Raw genomic sequence first — 15,896 nt, forward strand, 5'->3', positions numbered from 1 at the left:
TTAGCCATTCTGGAAGAAAGAGCTTAAGTCCATGGCGAAACTGAGTTCGATCAACAAGAACGAGCGGCGCAAGAAGCTCGTTGATAAGTATGCGGCAAAGATCGCCGCGCTCAAGGCCAAGGCCAACGACAAGTCGCTCGACGATACCGAGCGCCTGATCGCGCGCTTGAAACTGGCCGAAGTCCCGCGCAACGGCAACCCGACCCGGGTGCGCAACCGTTGTGCGACCACTGGCCGCCCGCGTGCGTATTATCGCAAGTTCGGGCTGTGCCGCATCGAGCTGCGCGATCTCGCCAACAAGGGGTTGATCCCCGGCGTGACCAAGTCGAGCTGGTAAGGATAGAGCGATGGCATTGACCGACCCCCTGGGTGACATGCTCACCCGCATCCGCAACGGCCAGCGCGCAAAGAAGGACACCGTCCTTTCGCCCGCGTCGAAGTTGCGTGCACACGTGCTCGAAGTGCTTCAGCGCGAAGGCTATATCCGTGGTTTCAGCGAAGACACCACGGGTCAGCATCCGTTGCTGCGCATCGAATTGAAGTATTTTGAAGGCCAGCCGGCGATCAAGCACGTGGCACGTGTTTCAAAGCCGGGCCGCCGCGTCTATTCCGGTTCGAAGGAATTGCCGGTGATCCGCAACGGCCTTGGCATCACCATCGTCTCGACGCCGCGCGGCGTGCTTTCGGATGCCGAAGCGCGCGCTGCCAACGTCGGTGGCGAAGTGCTGGCGGAGGTGTTCTGATGAGCCGCATCGGCAAAAAGCCGGTGGCTATCCCTGCTGGGGTTAGCGCCGATATCGCCAATGGCGTGTTGACCGTGAAGGGCCCCAAGGGCACCCTGACTCTCACGCTGGTCGAAGACATCAGCTATCAGGTCGAAGGGTCCACCATTCTGGTGACCCCGGCGAACGATACCAAGCGTGGTCGCGCCTTTTGGGGCATGCAGCGTACGCTGGTTTCGAACCTGGTGACCGGTGTGACCGAAGGGTATACCAAGACCCTGCAGATCACCGGTGTCGGTTATCGTGCAACGGCGCAGGGCAAGAACCTGAAGCTGCAGCTCGGTTACAGCCACGATGTCGATTTCGCAGTGCCAGAGGGCATCGAGATCAAGACTCCGGACAACACCACGATCCATATCATCGGGATCGACAAGCAGAAGGTCGGCCAGGTTGCGGCCGAGATCCGTCGCTGGCGCAAGCCCGAACCCTATAAGGGCAAGGGTATCAAGTACCAGGGCGAGTTCATCTTCCGCAAGGAAGGGAAGAAGAAGTAATGGCCAAGCTGTCTCTCTTCGCGCGCCGCCGCCGCCGCGTTCGCACCGCGCTCAAGGCGAATTCCGGTGGGCGTCCGCGCCTGTCGGTTCATCGTTCGGGCCGCCACATCTATGCCCAGATCATCGACGACGCCGCCGGCCGCACCGTGGCCGCTGCTTCGACGCTGGTGAAGGGCGAGAAGTCGCTCGGTGCGAACATCGACGCCGCAGTCAAGGTGGGCAAGGATATTGCCGAGAAAGCCAAGGCTGCCGGCATCACTGCTGTCGTGTTCGATCGCGGCGGTTTCCTGTTCCATGGCCGCGTCAAAGCGCTGGCCGACGCTGCCCGCGAAGGCGGGCTGGAGTTCTAAGGCATGGCTGACGAAACCCAAGTGGAAGGCGAAGTCGCCGTTGAAGCGACTTCCGCTCCCGAACCCCGCGAAGGTCGGGGCCGTGGCCGTGGCCGGGGCAACGATCGTGGCGGCAACAACGGTGGCGATCGTGATCGCGGCCGTGGCCGTGGCGGCGACCGCGATCGTCGCGGCCGTGGCAACAACGACGATGACGGTGGTGAGGAGCTGATTGAAAAGCTCGTGCACATCAACCGCGTGTCGAAGACCGTAAAGGGCGGCAAGCGCTTCGGCTTTGCTGCGCTCGTCGTGGTTGGCGATGGCAAGGGCCGGGTCGGTTTCGGCCATGGCAAGGCACGCGAAGTGCCCGAAGCGATCACCAAGGCGACCGCGTCGGCCAAGAAGAAGATGGTCCGCATCCCGCTGAAGGAAGGCCGCACGCTGCACCATGACGGCAAGGGCCGTTTCGGTGCTGGCAAGGTCAACCTTCGCTCGGCTCCGGCCGGGACCGGCATCATCGCCGGTGGTCCGATGCGCGCCGTGTTCGAAAGCCTGGGCGTTCATGACGTGGTGACCAAGTCGGTCGGCACCTCGAACCCCTACAACATGATCCGCGCCACGTTCGACGCGCTGACCGATCAGACTTCGCCGAAGTCGGTCGCCCAGCGTCGCGGCAAGAAGGTCGCCGACCTGCTTGGCCGTGGTGGCGCCGCGCCGGTGGAGGCAGAAGCCGCCGCCGAAGCCATCGTGGAGTAAGCGATCATGGCCAAGATCAAGATCAAGCAGATCGGTTCGCCGATCCGTCGTCCCGAAGCCCAGCGCAAGATGCTGATCGGCCTGGGGCTCAACAAGATGAACCGCATCGTCGAGCTGGAGGCCACGGCCGAAGTTCTCGGCACTGTGGCGAAACTGCCCCATCTGGTGGCGGTGATCGACTGAACCACCCGGTTCGGCTGAACGACAAGACCCCGGTGGCAACACCGGGGTTTTTCGTTTTGCGAAATCCACCCCGGCACGGGGAGGAAAGGGGTGACAAATGGGGGTGATGCCGCTAAGGGCCCACCTCCATCAAGCGCGACTCAAAGCGAAAGCGAGTGCTCTATCATGACCAAACTCAACGAACTTCGTGACAATGACGGTGCCCGCAAGGGTCGGATGCGCGTCGGACGCGGCATCGGCTCGGGCAAGGGCAAGACCGCAGGCCGCGGCCAAAAGGGCGCCAAGGCGCGCTCGGGCGTGTCGATCAACGGTTTTGAAGGCGGCCAGATGCCGCTCCACATGCGTCTGCCGAAGCGTGGCTTCAACAACATCTTCGCCAAGGACTATGCCGAAGTGAACCTGGGCATTGTCCAGCAGGCGATCGACGCGGGCAAGCTCGATGCCTCGGCCGTGATCGACCATGCCGCGCTCAAGGGCGCCGGTCTGGCACGTGGCGGCAAAGACGGCGTACGCCTGCTTGCCAAGGGTGCGTTGACCAGCAAGGTCAGCTTCAACGTGGCAGGCGCTTCCAAGGGCGCGACCGCTGCGGTGGAAGCGCTGGGCGGCACGATCACGCTGATCGTCAAGGTCCGCGCGGAAAAGGTGTCTGCTGAAAAGGGCGCGTCGAAAAAGACCGCCTGAGCCTGATTATATCCGACATTGTATAGGGCGCAGGGGTGTTGCATCCCTGCGCCCGTACTATATGGGCTTTCAGATATCCGCGAGAGGCAGGGCGCGCGGGAAGCCGTGCGCCCGCCTTGCGGTCCGATTATAATGCGTCCGAAAGGTCTCGGTTCCGGTCATGGCAACACGCGCCGACAACATCGCCAGCAATCTCAATCTGGCCAATTTCTCCAAGGCGACCGATCTGCAAAAGCGGATCTGGTTCACGATCGGCGCGCTGATCGTGTTCCGCTTCATGAGCTTTGTGCCGTTGCCGGGCGTCAACCCGCTGATTCTGGAATCGCTCTACAGCAAGACCCAGGGCGGCGTGCTCGACATCTTCAACACCTTTTCGGGTGGGTCGCTGCAACGCATGAGCCTGATCGCGCTTGGCGTGATGCCCTATATCACGTCGTCGATCGTGGTGCAGTTGGGTGCTTCGCTGCACCCCGCGCTGGCCGCCTATAAAAAGGAAGGCGAAAGCGGGCGCAAGAAGCTGAACCAGTACACCCGTTATGGCGCGGTGTTCCTGACCGCGTTGCAGGGCTGGTTCCTGGCGACCGGGCTGGAAAGCTATGGTGCGTCATCGGGGCTGCAGGCCGTGGTTGACCCCGGCCTGATGTTCAAGATCGGTGCGGTGATCAGCCTGGTGGGCGGGACGATGTTCCTGCTGTGGCTGGGTGAACAGATCACCAGCCGCGGTATCGGCAACGGCGTGTCGCTGATCATCATGGCCGGGATCGTCGCGCAGATGCCGAAGTTTTTCGGCAACTTGTTCGAACAGGGCCGCACCGGATCGCTGAACGCCTTTGCCATTATCGGCGTGATTGCCTTGCTGATGGGCATTGTGGTGTTCATCTGTTTCATGGAGCGTGCCCAGCGCCGCCTGCTGATCCAGTATCCGCGTCGCGCCACGCAAAACGGCATGATGGCCGCCGATCGCAGCCACTTGCCGCTGAAGCTCAACACCGCCGGTGTGATCCCGCCGATCTTCGCCAGTTCGCTGCTGTTGCTGCCGCTGACCATCACGCAGTTTGCCGGAAAGTCTGTCTCGCCCGACACCAGGCTGGGCCAGGTGATCGTCACGCTCAACCAGTATCTTGGCCATGGCAAACCGCTGTACATGCTGTTTTATGCGGCAGGCATCATCTTCTTCAGCTTTTTCTACACCGCCGTGGTGTTCAATCCCGAAGAAACCGCCGACAATCTCAAGCGCAACGGCGGGTTCATTCCGGGCATCCGTCCGGGCCGCAACACCGCGGTCTATCTGGATTATGTGCTGACCCGCATCACCGTGCTGGGGGCTGCCTATATTACTATAGTCTGTGTTGTGCCCGAATGGATCATGGCCGAAACGGGGATGGGAACGCTGTTCTTTGGCGGCACCAGCCTGCTGATCGTCGTCAATGTCACGGTGGATACGATTACCCAGATTCAGTCGCATCTGCTGGCGCACCAGTATGGCGATCTGATCAAGAAGGCGAAGCTGAAGGGCCGCATGCGCTGAACAATCAGCGCAGTTGACGGGAAAAGGGGGACTGCTGGCAGTGAATATCATCCTGTTGGGGCCGCCGGGTGCGGGCAAAGGCACCCAGGCGCAGCGACTGGTCGATCGTTACGGGTTCAAGCAATTGTCGACAGGTGACATGCTCCGCGCTGCGGTCAAGGCGGGGACCCCGGTCGGGCTGCAGGCCAAGGCCGTGATGGAAGCGGGTCAACTGGTGTCTGACGACATTGTTTCCGCACTGATCGGTGACGAACTCGATGCACTGGCGCCGGGGCAAGGCGCCATCTTCGATGGCTATCCGCGCACCGCGCCGCAGGCCGAAGCGCTCGATGTGATCCTGACCGCGCGCGGACGCAAGCTTGACCATGTGATCGAGCTTGATGTCGATGAAGACGCGCTGGTTGAACGCATAACCGGTCGGTTCACCTGCGCCCAGTGCGGCAAGGGCTATAACGATCATTTCGAGCTGCCCAAAGTGCCTGGCACTTGCGACAAATGCGGCAGTCACGAATTCAAGCGCCGTCCCGACGATAACGAGGCCACGGTGCGCACGCGCATGGCCGAATATCGCGCCAAGACTGCGCCGATCCTGCCGATCTACAACGCGCGCGGAATCGTTTCGCACATCGACGGCATGGCCGCGATGGACGATGTGACTGCTGCAATCGAGGCCGTTATCAAATAGGCCGGACGGACGTTCGCGAACGACAAAACAAGCCCGGCGAGTGGGACTCGCCGGGTTTTTTCGTTATGGCAGAAGCGCAAGGCGCAGGAGATCGAGCATGGGTGCATGGCGTGGGATCTGGGCGGGGGCTTTGGGCGGTGTGCTGGGGATCGTCCTCGCGGTGCCGGCGCGTGCCGATGTGATCGCGCAGACCGACCAGGGGTTTGTCTCGCGCAATGTGATGGTCATGGCGGGCAGCCCGGGGGTGGTGTGGAAACGCCTGGTTACGCCTTCGGGGTGGTGGTCGTCGGATCACACCTTTTCGGGCGATGCAGCAAACTTGTCGCTCGATCCGGTCGCTGGGGGCTGTTTTTGCGAAAAGCTGCCCGCCGACGAAGAGGGGCACGCCAAGGCCGGTGCCGCCGCGCATGCCCCCACGCGCGGCGGGGTGGAGCATATGCGCGTGGTGTTCGTCGATCATGCCAAGGCCTTGCGCATGGTGGGGGCGCTGGGGCCTTTGCAGAGCGAGGCCGTCAATGGCACGCTGACCATCACGGTGACGCAAGTCGATGGCGGCACGCGCGTGATCTTTGAATACGTCGTCGGCGGCTACATGCGCTATCCGCCCGACAAGATCGCCACCGCGGTCGATACCGTGATGTACAACCAGTTGCTGAGTCTCGCGCGCCAGTTCGGCCCGGTGGCAGAGCCGCGCAGCGAAGGTGGCACGGCAGGGCCGCGCGATCAGGGCGGCGTGGCGGGGCCGGCGGCGCCCTCTGGGCAACCTGCCGCCGGCGGGCTTGACCGGAATGGCGTGCTGTTGCCGCGCGGCAAAGTGTGGAGCCTGCCGTCGGGGCCGCCACCCGAAGCGCCCGCGCCGATTGCCGATGCACCGGTTGTGGCGCCTTTGCCGACTGCGCCGGTGCAGGATGACAGTGCGCCGTCGGGCGGCACTACCCCGGCCAGGAAACGCGCGCAGCACAAGCAGGCTGCCCCGGTTCCTCCGCCAGCCCCCGCTCCCGCGCCCGAGCCGCAGCCGACGGCACCCGCGCCTGATAGCCCGCCCGCGCCTGCGGTAGAGGCCCCGGCGGAACCGGCGCCCGCGCCCGAGCCGAAGGCCAAGGCAACCGCGAAGAAGAAGGCGGCGAAGCCCGCGCCCAAGGCCAAACCCGCGTCGGAACCGGACGAACCATCGAAAGACGCGGTCGATTCGGCGTTTGATGCGGCCTTTGGCGGCGGCGCACGCCCGGCTGCCAGCCCGCAATAGTCAGGCGAGTTCGGGGTAGCCTTGGTCACGGGCTTGCGCGGCAAGTGCGGGCACCGCGTCATAGGCGCTGCGCTCGACCACGGTGATGTCGATCAGCCGCAGCGCGGCGCGGGTTTCGCGAAGGGCGGGATCGGCAAGAACATCGGCGAGCGCCCGGCGCAATGCGTCTGGTGAACGTCCCGCGCGGGTGATCAACGGCAGGCCGGGTGTCTCCGCCGTCCAGTCGAGCACGCGCACGCGTCGGTCGAGCGCGGGATAGCGATCGCGCAGCAACGCCAGCGTCACCGCATCGATCGCGGCAAGATCGGCCCGGCCCCCGATCACCGCCCACAGGCTGCGCGCATGGGCGCCAGTTTCAAGCACTGCACCGAAAAAGCGTCCAGCGCGCGCGTGCGGGGCCACGGCGGCGCGCAGCAGGTTCATGCCGGTGTTGGAATCGCGCGCATTTATCGCGGCGCGCCGCCCGAACAGCGCGGCCATGTCCTGCGCCGGATCGTCGCGGCGCACGATCAGCGCCGACCGATGCCAGGCACCCTGGCACCCTGGCGCATCATAGATCGGTGTGGCGACCAATGTGACGGCCCCATCCAGCCGGGTGGTCAGCGGATAGCCGCAAGTCTGGCCGAGCAACAAGTCGGATGCGGTCCAGATGGCATCGAGCGGTCGATCGCGCGACAATCGCGATGGCACATCTTCCATGCCCAGATCGCGCAGACGCGTGGCGATCGCCTGCCACAACCGGTCATTGGCATGATGCAACCAGCGCGGGTCGTACATGCCCAGCGATGCGATCATCGTCCGGGATGGATCAGGCTGTCGTGCGCACGAAACGCGAACCGGGCAAACACTGCGCCATAACCGGAATAGCGCGGTGCGCGGGGAAATGCCTGGGGATCTGCGTGGTAGAGTGCGGGCAGATCATACCACGGCACGCCGGGGTGGGTGTGGTGCCAGGGGTGGAGGTTGTTGTTGAGAAACAGCAGTGCCAGCGGCCCGAAATCGGCCACCACGGCGGTACGCGCTGCCGGGTCGGGGCTGGCGCGGTGTTCAGCGAACGAGCGGATCAGCAGCAGGCCGGTGCCGGGCCAGACGAAGCACAGCATATAGGTGACCAGCGACAGCCCGACATGATCAAACCAGGCCAGCAACAGCGCGACGCCGATCAGATGCGGCACCCATTCACGCGCCACGGTCAACGGTGCGGCGGTCGCGCGGCGCATTTCGGACCACCAGAACCGTGCGACGCGGATCGGCGGGCCAAACACCATGCGCCCGATCAGCGTGGCCTCCAGCACGGATAGTGCGTGTGGCAATCCGCCGGGTCGGGGCAGATAATTGCTTTCGGTGTCGTCCAGCGGATCGGTCAGGTGCGGCGTGGTGTGGTGTGCAGTGTGTTCGCGCGCATAGACCGCATAGGGCAACCACAGCGACAGCGGGATAAAGCCGATCGCATTGTTGATCCAGCGATGGCGGGTCGGATGGTCATGGATGACTTCGTGTTGCAGCGAACCCTGCCAGGCCACAACCCATGCCCCGCCGACCAGCAGCACCGGCCATGGCAATGTGGCGTGCCATGCCGTCAGCGCCAGCCACCCACCATAGACAAGCACTGTCAGCGCGACGGTTGGCCATTCGATTGCAGGTATGTCGGTCTGGTCGGGGCGGCCTGGTTCCATACGCGAAAGCTATCGAATGGTCTTATATATGTCTAGACATCTTGTTGCAAAAGGGTGGCGCGCCCGGGCTATGCCAGGGCGCGCAAGGCCGCGATATGGTCCGGCCCGATGCCGCAGCAACCACCCAGGATCGTCGCACCCGCTGCCTGCCAGCTTTGCGCGAACGCGGCATAACCGGCGGGATCGAGATCGGCGCGGATATCGAGCAGCACCGCATTGGCCTCCGTCTCTTCGGGCTGCGGTGGAAAGGCATTGGCATAGACCCCGATCGGCAGCGGGCAGGCGGCACGCGCCGCGCGCACCGCATCGGCCATGACTTCGGGCTGGCTGCAATTGAACAGGATGGCCTGTGCGCCCAGCCGTTGCGCCAGCACCGCGGCGTCGGTCACGCTCTCGCCCGAGCGCAATTGCGCCACGGCACCGGGATGGGTGTCGTCGAGCGTGAATGACAGCCACAGCGGTTTGCCGGTGGGGGCGATCAATTCGCCGACCAGTTCGGCCTCGCTCAGCGAAGACAGCGTTTCGGCCTGCCAATGATCGACATGGGGCGCCAGCGCGGCGATCAGCACCGCCAGGATCGGTCGGGCGCGGTCGATATCGACCAGATCGGGGCGGTATGATCCGCAGATCGGCGGCAGCGACCCCGCCACCGCGACCCGGCGCGGTGCGGCATCGGCCACCGCGCGCGCCAGGGATCCGGCCAGTGCGGCCAGCGTTGCCCCCTGGTCCGCAAAACGGTCTTCGCCGATGTGGAACGGCACCACCGCATACGTGTTGGTAGTGATCACGTCGGCCCCCGCATCGACATAGCTCTGGTGGACGCGGGTGACGTATTCAGGCGCTTCGATCAGCGCGAGTGCCGACCATTCGGGTTGCTGGAACGGAGCCCCGATCCGTTTGAGTTCGCGACCGGTGCCGCCATCGAGCACAGTCACGGGCGAGGGGGCAGTCTGGGTCACGGGAACATTCTCCGGCAAATGGATTTGCCGGGGTTTTCGGGATCGGGCGGCGATCGGTCAAGCCCCCCTTGCGGTGTATCCAGGGATTGGGGGGATCGGCACTGCCGCCCCCCAATCCCATGACGCAGATCAGGAGTGATCGGGTTTTTCGTGATGGTCCCTTGGCGGTTCCGAAGGCTTTGGCGCGGCAGGCCTGGGTGGCGGCGGTGCGGCGTGCGGTGCCGGTGCCGGGTGGGCCGCCGGTGCAGGCTGTGGCGCAGCGCGCGGTGCCGGAACCGGGCGCGCTGGCGCAGCGGGCGGCGGTGCCGGGTGATAGGCGTTGGGTGCGCTCGGGCCATGTGCGGGCACGGCCTGGCGAGTGCCGCCGGCTGGGGGCGCAACCCGCGCGGGCGCCACTGCGGGCTCACCCATATGGACCGGTGCCCCAGCCGGATGATTGTTCGCCGGTGCCCCGGTCGGATGATAGTTTGCCGGGGCCCCGGCGGTGGCGCCGCCCTTGGCCAGCGCAGCGGCGCGCGGGATCGGCGCGCCGCTGGCATCGACGCGGTGTACCGCTGGCGGATGCCAGCCGGTGGTCATCTGCGATGCGGCGGCATGCGGGTTGCTGGCTGCCTGTTGTACGCGCTGTCGCTGGGCCGGGGTCGGCGCAATGTGCGGCGCCTGGGTGGCCCGGATTTCTTCGGGACTGGGCCGCGCCGCGATCCCACCGGCGCCGCCGTTATAGCTGACGCGCGGTCCGTTTTCACGCACCGAGGGCGGATGGTAATAGACATTGGTGATGTGGACATTGGTCACATTGATGATCGCGCCGTTGTAGGCGATGTGACCATTCTGCCAATATCCGCCTTCCCAGCCATGGCCGTGATAGCCATAGCCATAGTCGATCCCGCCGTACCAGCCGACTTCGTGGCCCCAATAACCTTCGTGATAGCCGAACGCGCCATTTTCCCAACCCCACCACGCCGGGGTCCACAACAGGCCAGGCTGCGGCGGCAGCTCCCAATAGCCCGGCACCCAGTAATAGTCGTCGACGTAGTCGCTCCACGCCCAGTGGCCGGGCACCCAGATATAGTCGGGCGCGGGCAGTGGCGGCTGAACATAGACCGGCATTGGCGGCGGGGCATAGCCGATGCGGATGCCCACGCCCGCATCCGGGCCGCCGAAATTGATGCCGATCGAGATCTGGGCCAGCGCCTGCGCAGGCGTCAGGCCAATTGGCAGCGCGGGAACGGCGGCGGCCAGTACGGGCAGGGCCCGTGCGAATAAGGCGGGATAATGTCTGCGCATGTGAAAGCCCCTCTGCCACTCGAACACGTGGTATGACATAGGTGTAGCGTAACAATCCAGTCTGGCGGATGAACGGCGGCGCGGTGGATTCGCGGCTTTGACCTTTGCGGCCGAATCCTGTATTTTGTGCATCGTTCATCGACTCTCGTCATCCGTTTGCGCACGGATGGGGTGCGCGCGCCGGTTTGCGCGCCGATTTTCAGTTGACGACCCAAGCGAATCCGCTTAAGCGCGCCTTTCACTCGAAACCTGTGGAAGGGAATCCGGCCAAGTCAGCGCGCAATGGGCACTGGCTGGAGCGCGGTCTTTTCTGCATCGTCTCGGGTGTTTCGCGATGAGATAGGGCCCGGATCGGGCGTTGTCGGACAAGGCCCGGTCGGGCAAGGTGCGGCGCAAGCGATCACGGTTCCTGTGGAGCTGAACGGAGATACAAGTGGCTCGTATTGCCGGGGTAAACATCCCCACCAACAAGCGCGTTATCGTTGCGCTGACCTACATTCATGGCATTGGTGCGTTCCAGGCTCGGCAGATTGCCGACAAGCTGGGGATCGACCACAGCCGCCGCGTGCAGGACTTGTCCGACGCGGAAATCCTGCAGATCCGTGAAACGATCGACGCCGATCACACCGTCGAAGGCGACCTGCGTCGCGAAACGGCGATGAACATCAAGCGCCTGATGGATCTCGCCTGCTATCGCGGCCTGCGTCATCGCAAGGGCCTGCCGGTCCGTGGCCAGCGCACGCACACCAATGCGCGCACCCGCAAGGGCAAGGCCAAGCCGATCGCCGGCAAGAAGAAGTAAGCCGGTGCGGGGCTAGACAGCCCCCCGGTTTCCCCACGGTTTTTCGACAGGATTACACAAGACAATGGCTCGCGAACCTCAGCGTATCAAGCGGCGGGAGCGCAAGAACATCACCAGTGGTGTCGCGCACGTCAATGCCAGCTTCAACAACACGATGATCACCATCACCGATGCCCAGGGCAATGCCATTTCGTGGTCGTCCGCCGGCATGATGGGCTTCAAGGGCAGCCGCAAGTCGACTCCCTATGCCGCGCAGGTCGCTGCCGACGATGCTGGCAAAAAGGCCGCCGAACACGGCGTGCGCACGCTCGAAGTCGAAGTGAAGGGCCCGGGTTCGGGTCGTGAAAGCGCGCTGCGTGCCCTGCAGGCGGTCGGCTTCACGATTACCGCAATCCGCGACGTGACGCCGATCCCGCACAACGGTGTGCGGCCGTCAAAGCGCCGTCGCGTCTGACCTGTCGGCAGGCGACTGGCGCAGCGGTACCACTGCGCCAGCCTCGCCCAATATCTGACCGGTCGCAGCTTTATGTGCTGACGCCGGCGTACTCGATCAACCCCAGGGGAATTCCATGACTGTCAACATCAAGAACTGGCAGGAACTGAAGAAGCCCAACTCCCTCGAGGTCAGGCCCGGCAACGACCCGCAACGCCGTGCGACCTTCATCGCCGAACCGCTTGAACGTGGTTTCGGCCTGACGCTCGGCAACGCGCTGCGCCGGGTGTTGTTGTCTTCTCTGCAAGGTGCGGCCGTCACTTCGATCCGCATCGAAAACGTGCTGCACGAATTTTCATCGCTTGCCGGTGTGCGTGAAGACGTGACCGACATCGTGCTGAACGTGAAGCAGATCGCGCTCAAGATGCAGGGCGAAGGCCCCAAGCGTCTGCAGCTTTCGGCGACCGGCCCGGGCGAAGTGCGCGCCGGTGACATTGCCGTGACCGGCGATATCGAGGTGCTCAACAAGAACCTCGTGATCTGCCATCTCGACGAAGGCGCGACGTTCAACATGGAACTGACCGCCGACACCGGCAAGGGCTATGTCCCGGCGGTGTCGAACCGTCCGATTGACGCGCCGATCGGCCTGATCCCGATCGATTCGCTCTATTCGCCGGTGCGTCAGGTTTCGTACAAGATCGATGCCGCCCGCATCGGTCAGGAACTCGACTATGACAAGCTGAACCTGACGGTCGAAACCGACGGTACGGTTACCCCCGAAGATGCCGTGGCCTACGCCGCGCGCATTCTGCAGGACCAGTTGTCGCTGTTCGTGCACTTCGACGACCAGTTGCCGACCGGCCATGTGGCGACGTCGACCGGTCTTTCGGCGCATGCGCCCGAAGAAAGCGATGCCAACCAGCTCAACCGCTATCTGCTCAAGAAAGTGGACGAACTGGAACTGTCGGTGCGTTCGGCCAATTGCCTCAAGAACGACAACATCATCTACATCGGTGATCTCGTTCAGAAGACCGAAGCCGAAATGCTGCGCACGCCGAACTTCGGCCGCAAGTCGCTGAACGAAATCAAGGAAGTGCTGTCCTCGATGGGGCTGCGTCTCGGGATGGATATCCCGGGCTGGCCGCCGGAAAACATCGAAGAGATGGCCAAGAAGCTTGAGCAGGAGCTTTTGGGCTAACCCCCACAAGCACCTGCTTTCCAGCGGGGCCCCACGGCCACCCCGTCCAAAACATCGGCCAGCTCTGGGTTACCTGATACGGACCCACAACGAACGGAACTGAACCATGCGTCATAAACTTGGCCAGCGTAAGCTGGGTCGTACGTCCGCCCACCGTATTGCGCTGCTGCGCAACCTGGCGGCGGCGCTGATCAAGCACGAACAGATCACCACCACTTTGCCCAAGGCAAAGGAACTGCGTCCCTATGTCGAAAAGCTGATCACGCTGGCAAAGCATGGCGGCCTGTCGAACCGTCGTCTGGCGCACGCGCGTCTGCTCGAAGAAACGCAGGAAAAGAAGCTGTTTGAAGTGTTGGCCAGCCGCTACGCCGACCGCGACGGTGGCTATACGCGCATCATCAAGGCGGGCTATCGCGCCTCTGACGCGGCGCCGATCGCCGTGATCGAACTGGTTGACCGCGACACTTCGGCCAAAGGCCTCGATTCGGGTCCGGTGCAGACCGCCGATGAAGACGAGTTTGAAGCCGCCTGATCCACAAGATCAGACCGGTTTTGATGGGGGGCGGTGCCGACGGGCACCGTCCCTTTTCGTTTGCGCAGGGCCCGTTCGCTTTTAAAACAGCACCGGAAGCATTGGTGGGAGAGCGGGATGATGCAGCGCAGGGATCTATGCCGGGGTGGCCTTGCCATGACCGTGATGGCACTGGCACAGGGTAGCCCGCTTCGCGCCGAGACAGGATTGACCGTGACTGACCCTGCCGCCTTTCCGCCTTTGCCGCCATATCCCGCTTCCCCGCAAGTTCCGCTCGAAGAGCATGTGTTCGGCCAGACCGTGTCCGATCCCTGGCGCTGGCTGGAGGCCGACGTGCGCCATGATGACAAAGTGGGCCAATGGGTTGGCGCACAGAGTCGTTTTGCCGAGACCTATCTGGGTGCTTTACCCGAGCGCCCGGCGTTCGAGGCGCGCATGAAGCGGCTGATCGATTATGAACGCTTTGGCCTGCCGGTGGCGCGCGGGGCCCACGTGTTCCACCGCTGGAACGCCGGGCTGATGAACCAGTCGCAATTGCTGGTGACCGATGGCGAGGCGCCCGCTGGCGCCAAGGGGCGCGTGCTGCTCGATCCCAACACTTGGGCAGGCGATGGCGCAACCGCGCTCGATGACTGGCAACCGTCCGACGATGGCAGCTTGATGGCCTATTCGGTGCAGGACGGCGGATCAGACTGGCGCACGGTGCAAGTGGTCCGCGTGGCCGATGGCGCGGTGCTGCCCGACCGGCTCAAATGGGTGAAATTTTCCGGCCTGGCGTGGGTGGGCGATAGCGCGCTGGTCTATTCGCGGTTTGCCGAACCCGGCAAAGATGCGGCATTCCAGGCACTCAATTACAACCAGACGGTGTGGTTGCATCGGCTGGGTACGTCGCAAAGCGATGACGTGCCGATCCACGCCACACCCGATCTGCCCAAGCGCGGCCATGTTGCCACTGTCAGCAGCGATGGCCGCTGGCTGGTGATTGCGTCGAGCGATGGCACCGATCCGGTCAACACCGTGTCGATTGCGCCGATCGAGGGCGGACAGATCGGTGCGGTGCGGCCGCTGATTGCCGAGATGACCGCAGAATGGACTTTCCTCGACGCGGTCGGGGACAGCCTGTGGTTCCTGTCGGGCGCGCAGGCACCCCGGCGCAAGATCGTGCGGGTCGATCTGGCACGCCATGGCGAGGCGCCGCCGCGTTTCACCACGGTGGTGCCCGAACACGACGATACGTTACAATGGGCGGCGATTGTCGGGCACCGACTGGTGCTTGGCTATCTGCACGATGCCCATTCGCTGGTGCGGTTGGCCGCGCTCGATGGGGTGGCCGCGGGGGAACTGGCGCTGCCCGGCCTTGGCGCGGTGGGCCGTGTGAGCGGGCGGCCCGACGACACCCATGGCTATCTGTCGTTTGCCAGCTTCACCACGCCCGACACCGTCTTGCGGTTCGATCCGGGCAACGGAACCCGCACGGTCTGGCGCGCGCCAAAACTGACGTTCCGGCCCGACGATTATCGCGTGACACAAGTGTTCTACCCCTCGCGCGACGGCACGCGGGTGCCGATGTTCGTGGTGCGTCATGCCGATGTGCATGGCCCGGTGCCGACGCTGCTCTATGGCTATGGCGGGTTCAACATTGCTCTGTCGCCGTGGTTTTCGCCGACAACGATGGCCTGGCTTGAAAGCGGCGGGGCCTATGCGGTGGCCAATCTGCGCGGGGGCGGCGAATATGGCGATGCCTGGCACGATGCCGGGCGGCGCGCGCACAAACAGAATGTGTTCGACGATTGCATTGCGGCGGGGGAATGGCTGATTGCCAACGGCATGTGTCCCGCCGGCGGCTTGTCGATCCAGGGCCATTCGAACGGCGGCCTGCTGGTTGGCGCGGTGGTCAACCAGCGGCCCGACTTGTTTGCGGCTGCCAATGCCGGGGTGGGGGTGATGGACATGCTGCGGTTCGATCGCTTCACCGCCGGGCGCTATTGGGTCGATGACTATGGCTATCCCGAAAAGGAGGCCGACTGGCACGTGCTGCGTGCCTATTCGCCCTATCACAATGTCCATGCCGGGGCGGTCTACCCGGCGATTGTGGTCACCACTGCCGATACCGACGATCGCGTGGTGCCGGGACACAGCTTCAAATATGCCGCCGCGCTGCAAAATACCGCGATCGGCCCCAAACCGCACCTGATCCGCATCGAAACCCGCGCGGGCCATGGCAGTGGCAAGCCAATCGACAAAGTGATTGCCGAAGCCGCCGATGTGCAGGCGTTTCTGGCGCACTGGAGCGGATTGATCCCCCGCGCGTGAACGCCCGCGATT

General features: G+C 64.0%; 19 protein-coding genes. 15 read left to right on the forward strand and 4 right to left on the reverse strand.

The genetic code is table 11. The features are described from left to right. The first annotated feature begins 31 nt into the window (after window positions 1-31). The 10 genes from rpsN to AQZ49_RS18460 all read left to right on the forward strand — a co-directional run bounded on the left by rpsN (window position 32) and on the right by AQZ49_RS18460 (window position 6,684). The gene (gene rpsN, locus AQZ49_RS18415) at window positions 32-337 is read left to right on the forward strand and encodes a 30S ribosomal protein S14 (protein WP_067619241.1); all 306 of its coding nucleotides are present in this window, start codon (window positions 32-34) and stop codon (window positions 335-337) included. A gap of 10 nt (window positions 338-347) precedes the next feature. Next, a complete protein-coding gene (gene rpsH / locus AQZ49_RS18420; RefSeq protein ID WP_067619244.1) occupies window positions 348-743 on the forward strand; it encodes a 30S ribosomal protein S8 in 396 nt (131 codons plus the stop codon). Continuing rightward, window positions 743-1,276: a 50S ribosomal protein L6 gene (gene rplF, locus AQZ49_RS18425; RefSeq protein ID WP_067619248.1), complete on the forward strand. Its 534-nt coding sequence runs from the start codon at window positions 743-745 to the stop codon at window positions 1,274-1,276. Before rpsH ends, rplF begins: the two co-directional genes overlap by 1 nt. Further along, window positions 1,276-1,626, forward strand: coding sequence for a 50S ribosomal protein L18 (gene rplR, locus AQZ49_RS18430; protein ID WP_067619250.1), 351 nt, complete (start codon window positions 1,276-1,278; stop codon window positions 1,624-1,626). The genes rplF and rplR overlap by 1 nt, the downstream gene beginning before the upstream one ends. Before the next feature lie 3 nt (window positions 1,627-1,629). Continuing rightward, window positions 1,630-2,361, forward strand: coding sequence for a 30S ribosomal protein S5 (rpsE, locus tag AQZ49_RS18435; protein ID WP_067619252.1), 732 nt, complete (start codon window positions 1,630-1,632; stop codon window positions 2,359-2,361). Between the two features lie 6 nt (window positions 2,362-2,367). After that, window positions 2,368-2,544 carry a 50S ribosomal protein L30 gene (rpmD, locus tag AQZ49_RS18440; protein ID WP_067619260.1) on the forward strand — a complete coding sequence of 59 codons (177 nt, stop codon included), beginning with the start codon at window positions 2,368-2,370 and terminating at the stop codon, window positions 2,542-2,544. Window positions 2,545-2,709: 165 nt separating this feature from the next. Further along, on the forward strand, window positions 2,710-3,225 hold the full coding sequence (rplO, locus tag AQZ49_RS18445; protein WP_067619263.1) for a 50S ribosomal protein L15: 516 nt from the start codon (window positions 2,710-2,712) through the stop codon (window positions 3,223-3,225). A 160-nt stretch (window positions 3,226-3,385) separates the two neighbouring features. Beyond that, a complete protein-coding gene (gene secY, locus AQZ49_RS18450; RefSeq protein WP_067619266.1) occupies window positions 3,386-4,753 on the forward strand; it encodes a preprotein translocase subunit SecY in 1,368 nt (455 codons plus the stop codon). Between the two features lie 40 nt (window positions 4,754-4,793). Next, window positions 4,794-5,438 carry an adenylate kinase gene (locus AQZ49_RS18455; RefSeq protein ID WP_067619277.1) on the forward strand — a complete coding sequence of 215 codons (645 nt, stop codon included), beginning with the start codon at window positions 4,794-4,796 and terminating at the stop codon, window positions 5,436-5,438. A 97-nt stretch (window positions 5,439-5,535) separates the two neighbouring features. Further along, complete coding sequence (locus AQZ49_RS18460; protein ID WP_067619283.1) at window positions 5,536-6,684, forward strand: hypothetical protein; 1,149 nt, start codon at window positions 5,536-5,538, stop codon at window positions 6,682-6,684. Here the strand turns inward: AQZ49_RS18460 and AQZ49_RS18465 are convergent, their stop codons facing one another. The 4 genes from AQZ49_RS18465 to AQZ49_RS18480 form a co-directional block, all read right to left on the reverse strand. After that, complete coding sequence (locus tag AQZ49_RS18465; protein WP_067619285.1) at window positions 6,685-7,479, reverse strand: phosphate/phosphite/phosphonate ABC transporter substrate-binding protein; 795 nt, start codon at window positions 7,477-7,479, stop codon at window positions 6,685-6,687. After that, entirely contained in the window at window positions 7,476-8,360 is an 885-nt protein-coding gene (locus tag AQZ49_RS18470; RefSeq protein WP_067619287.1) for a fatty acid desaturase, read from the reverse strand. The genes AQZ49_RS18465 and AQZ49_RS18470 overlap by 4 nt, the downstream gene beginning before the upstream one ends. A gap of 68 nt (window positions 8,361-8,428) precedes the next feature. Then, window positions 8,429-9,319 (reverse strand): homocysteine S-methyltransferase family protein, encoded by an 891-nt coding sequence (locus AQZ49_RS18475; RefSeq protein ID WP_067619289.1) that lies wholly within the window; start codon window positions 9,317-9,319, stop codon window positions 8,429-8,431. 129 nt (window positions 9,320-9,448) lie between these two features. Next, window positions 9,449-10,606, reverse strand: a complete 1,158-nt coding sequence (locus AQZ49_RS18480) for a YXWGXW repeat-containing protein (RefSeq protein WP_067619292.1) — start codon at window positions 10,604-10,606, stop codon at window positions 9,449-9,451. Window positions 10,607-11,039: 433 nt separating this feature from the next. Between AQZ49_RS18480 and rpsM the strand changes: the two genes are divergently transcribed. The 5 genes from rpsM (at window position 11,040) to AQZ49_RS18505 (ending at window position 15,884) form a co-directional block, all read left to right on the forward strand. Beyond that, window positions 11,040-11,408, forward strand: coding sequence for a 30S ribosomal protein S13 (rpsM, locus tag AQZ49_RS18485; RefSeq protein WP_067619293.1), 369 nt, complete (start codon window positions 11,040-11,042; stop codon window positions 11,406-11,408). 64 nt (window positions 11,409-11,472) lie between these two features. Continuing rightward, window positions 11,473-11,862 carry a 30S ribosomal protein S11 gene (rpsK, locus tag AQZ49_RS18490; RefSeq protein ID WP_008065643.1) on the forward strand — a complete coding sequence of 130 codons (390 nt, stop codon included), beginning with the start codon at window positions 11,473-11,475 and terminating at the stop codon, window positions 11,860-11,862. Between the two features lie 115 nt (window positions 11,863-11,977). Next, window positions 11,978-13,039 (forward strand): DNA-directed RNA polymerase subunit alpha, encoded by a 1,062-nt coding sequence (locus AQZ49_RS18495; protein ID WP_067619299.1) that lies wholly within the window; start codon window positions 11,978-11,980, stop codon window positions 13,037-13,039. Between the two features lie 106 nt (window positions 13,040-13,145). Beyond that, window positions 13,146-13,571: a 50S ribosomal protein L17 gene (rplQ, locus tag AQZ49_RS18500; protein ID WP_067619302.1), complete on the forward strand. Its 426-nt coding sequence runs from the start codon at window positions 13,146-13,148 to the stop codon at window positions 13,569-13,571. A 165-nt stretch (window positions 13,572-13,736) separates the two neighbouring features. Then, window positions 13,737-15,884 carry a prolyl oligopeptidase family serine peptidase gene (locus tag AQZ49_RS18505; protein WP_067619514.1) on the forward strand — a complete coding sequence of 716 codons (2,148 nt, stop codon included), beginning with the start codon at window positions 13,737-13,739 and terminating at the stop codon, window positions 15,882-15,884. The last annotated feature ends 12 nt before the right edge of the window (window positions 15,885-15,896 follow it).

Source organism: Novosphingobium sp. FSW06-99 (assembly GCF_001519065.1).
In the GTDB taxonomy this organism is placed as follows: domain Bacteria; phylum Pseudomonadota; class Alphaproteobacteria; order Sphingomonadales; family Sphingomonadaceae; genus Novosphingobium.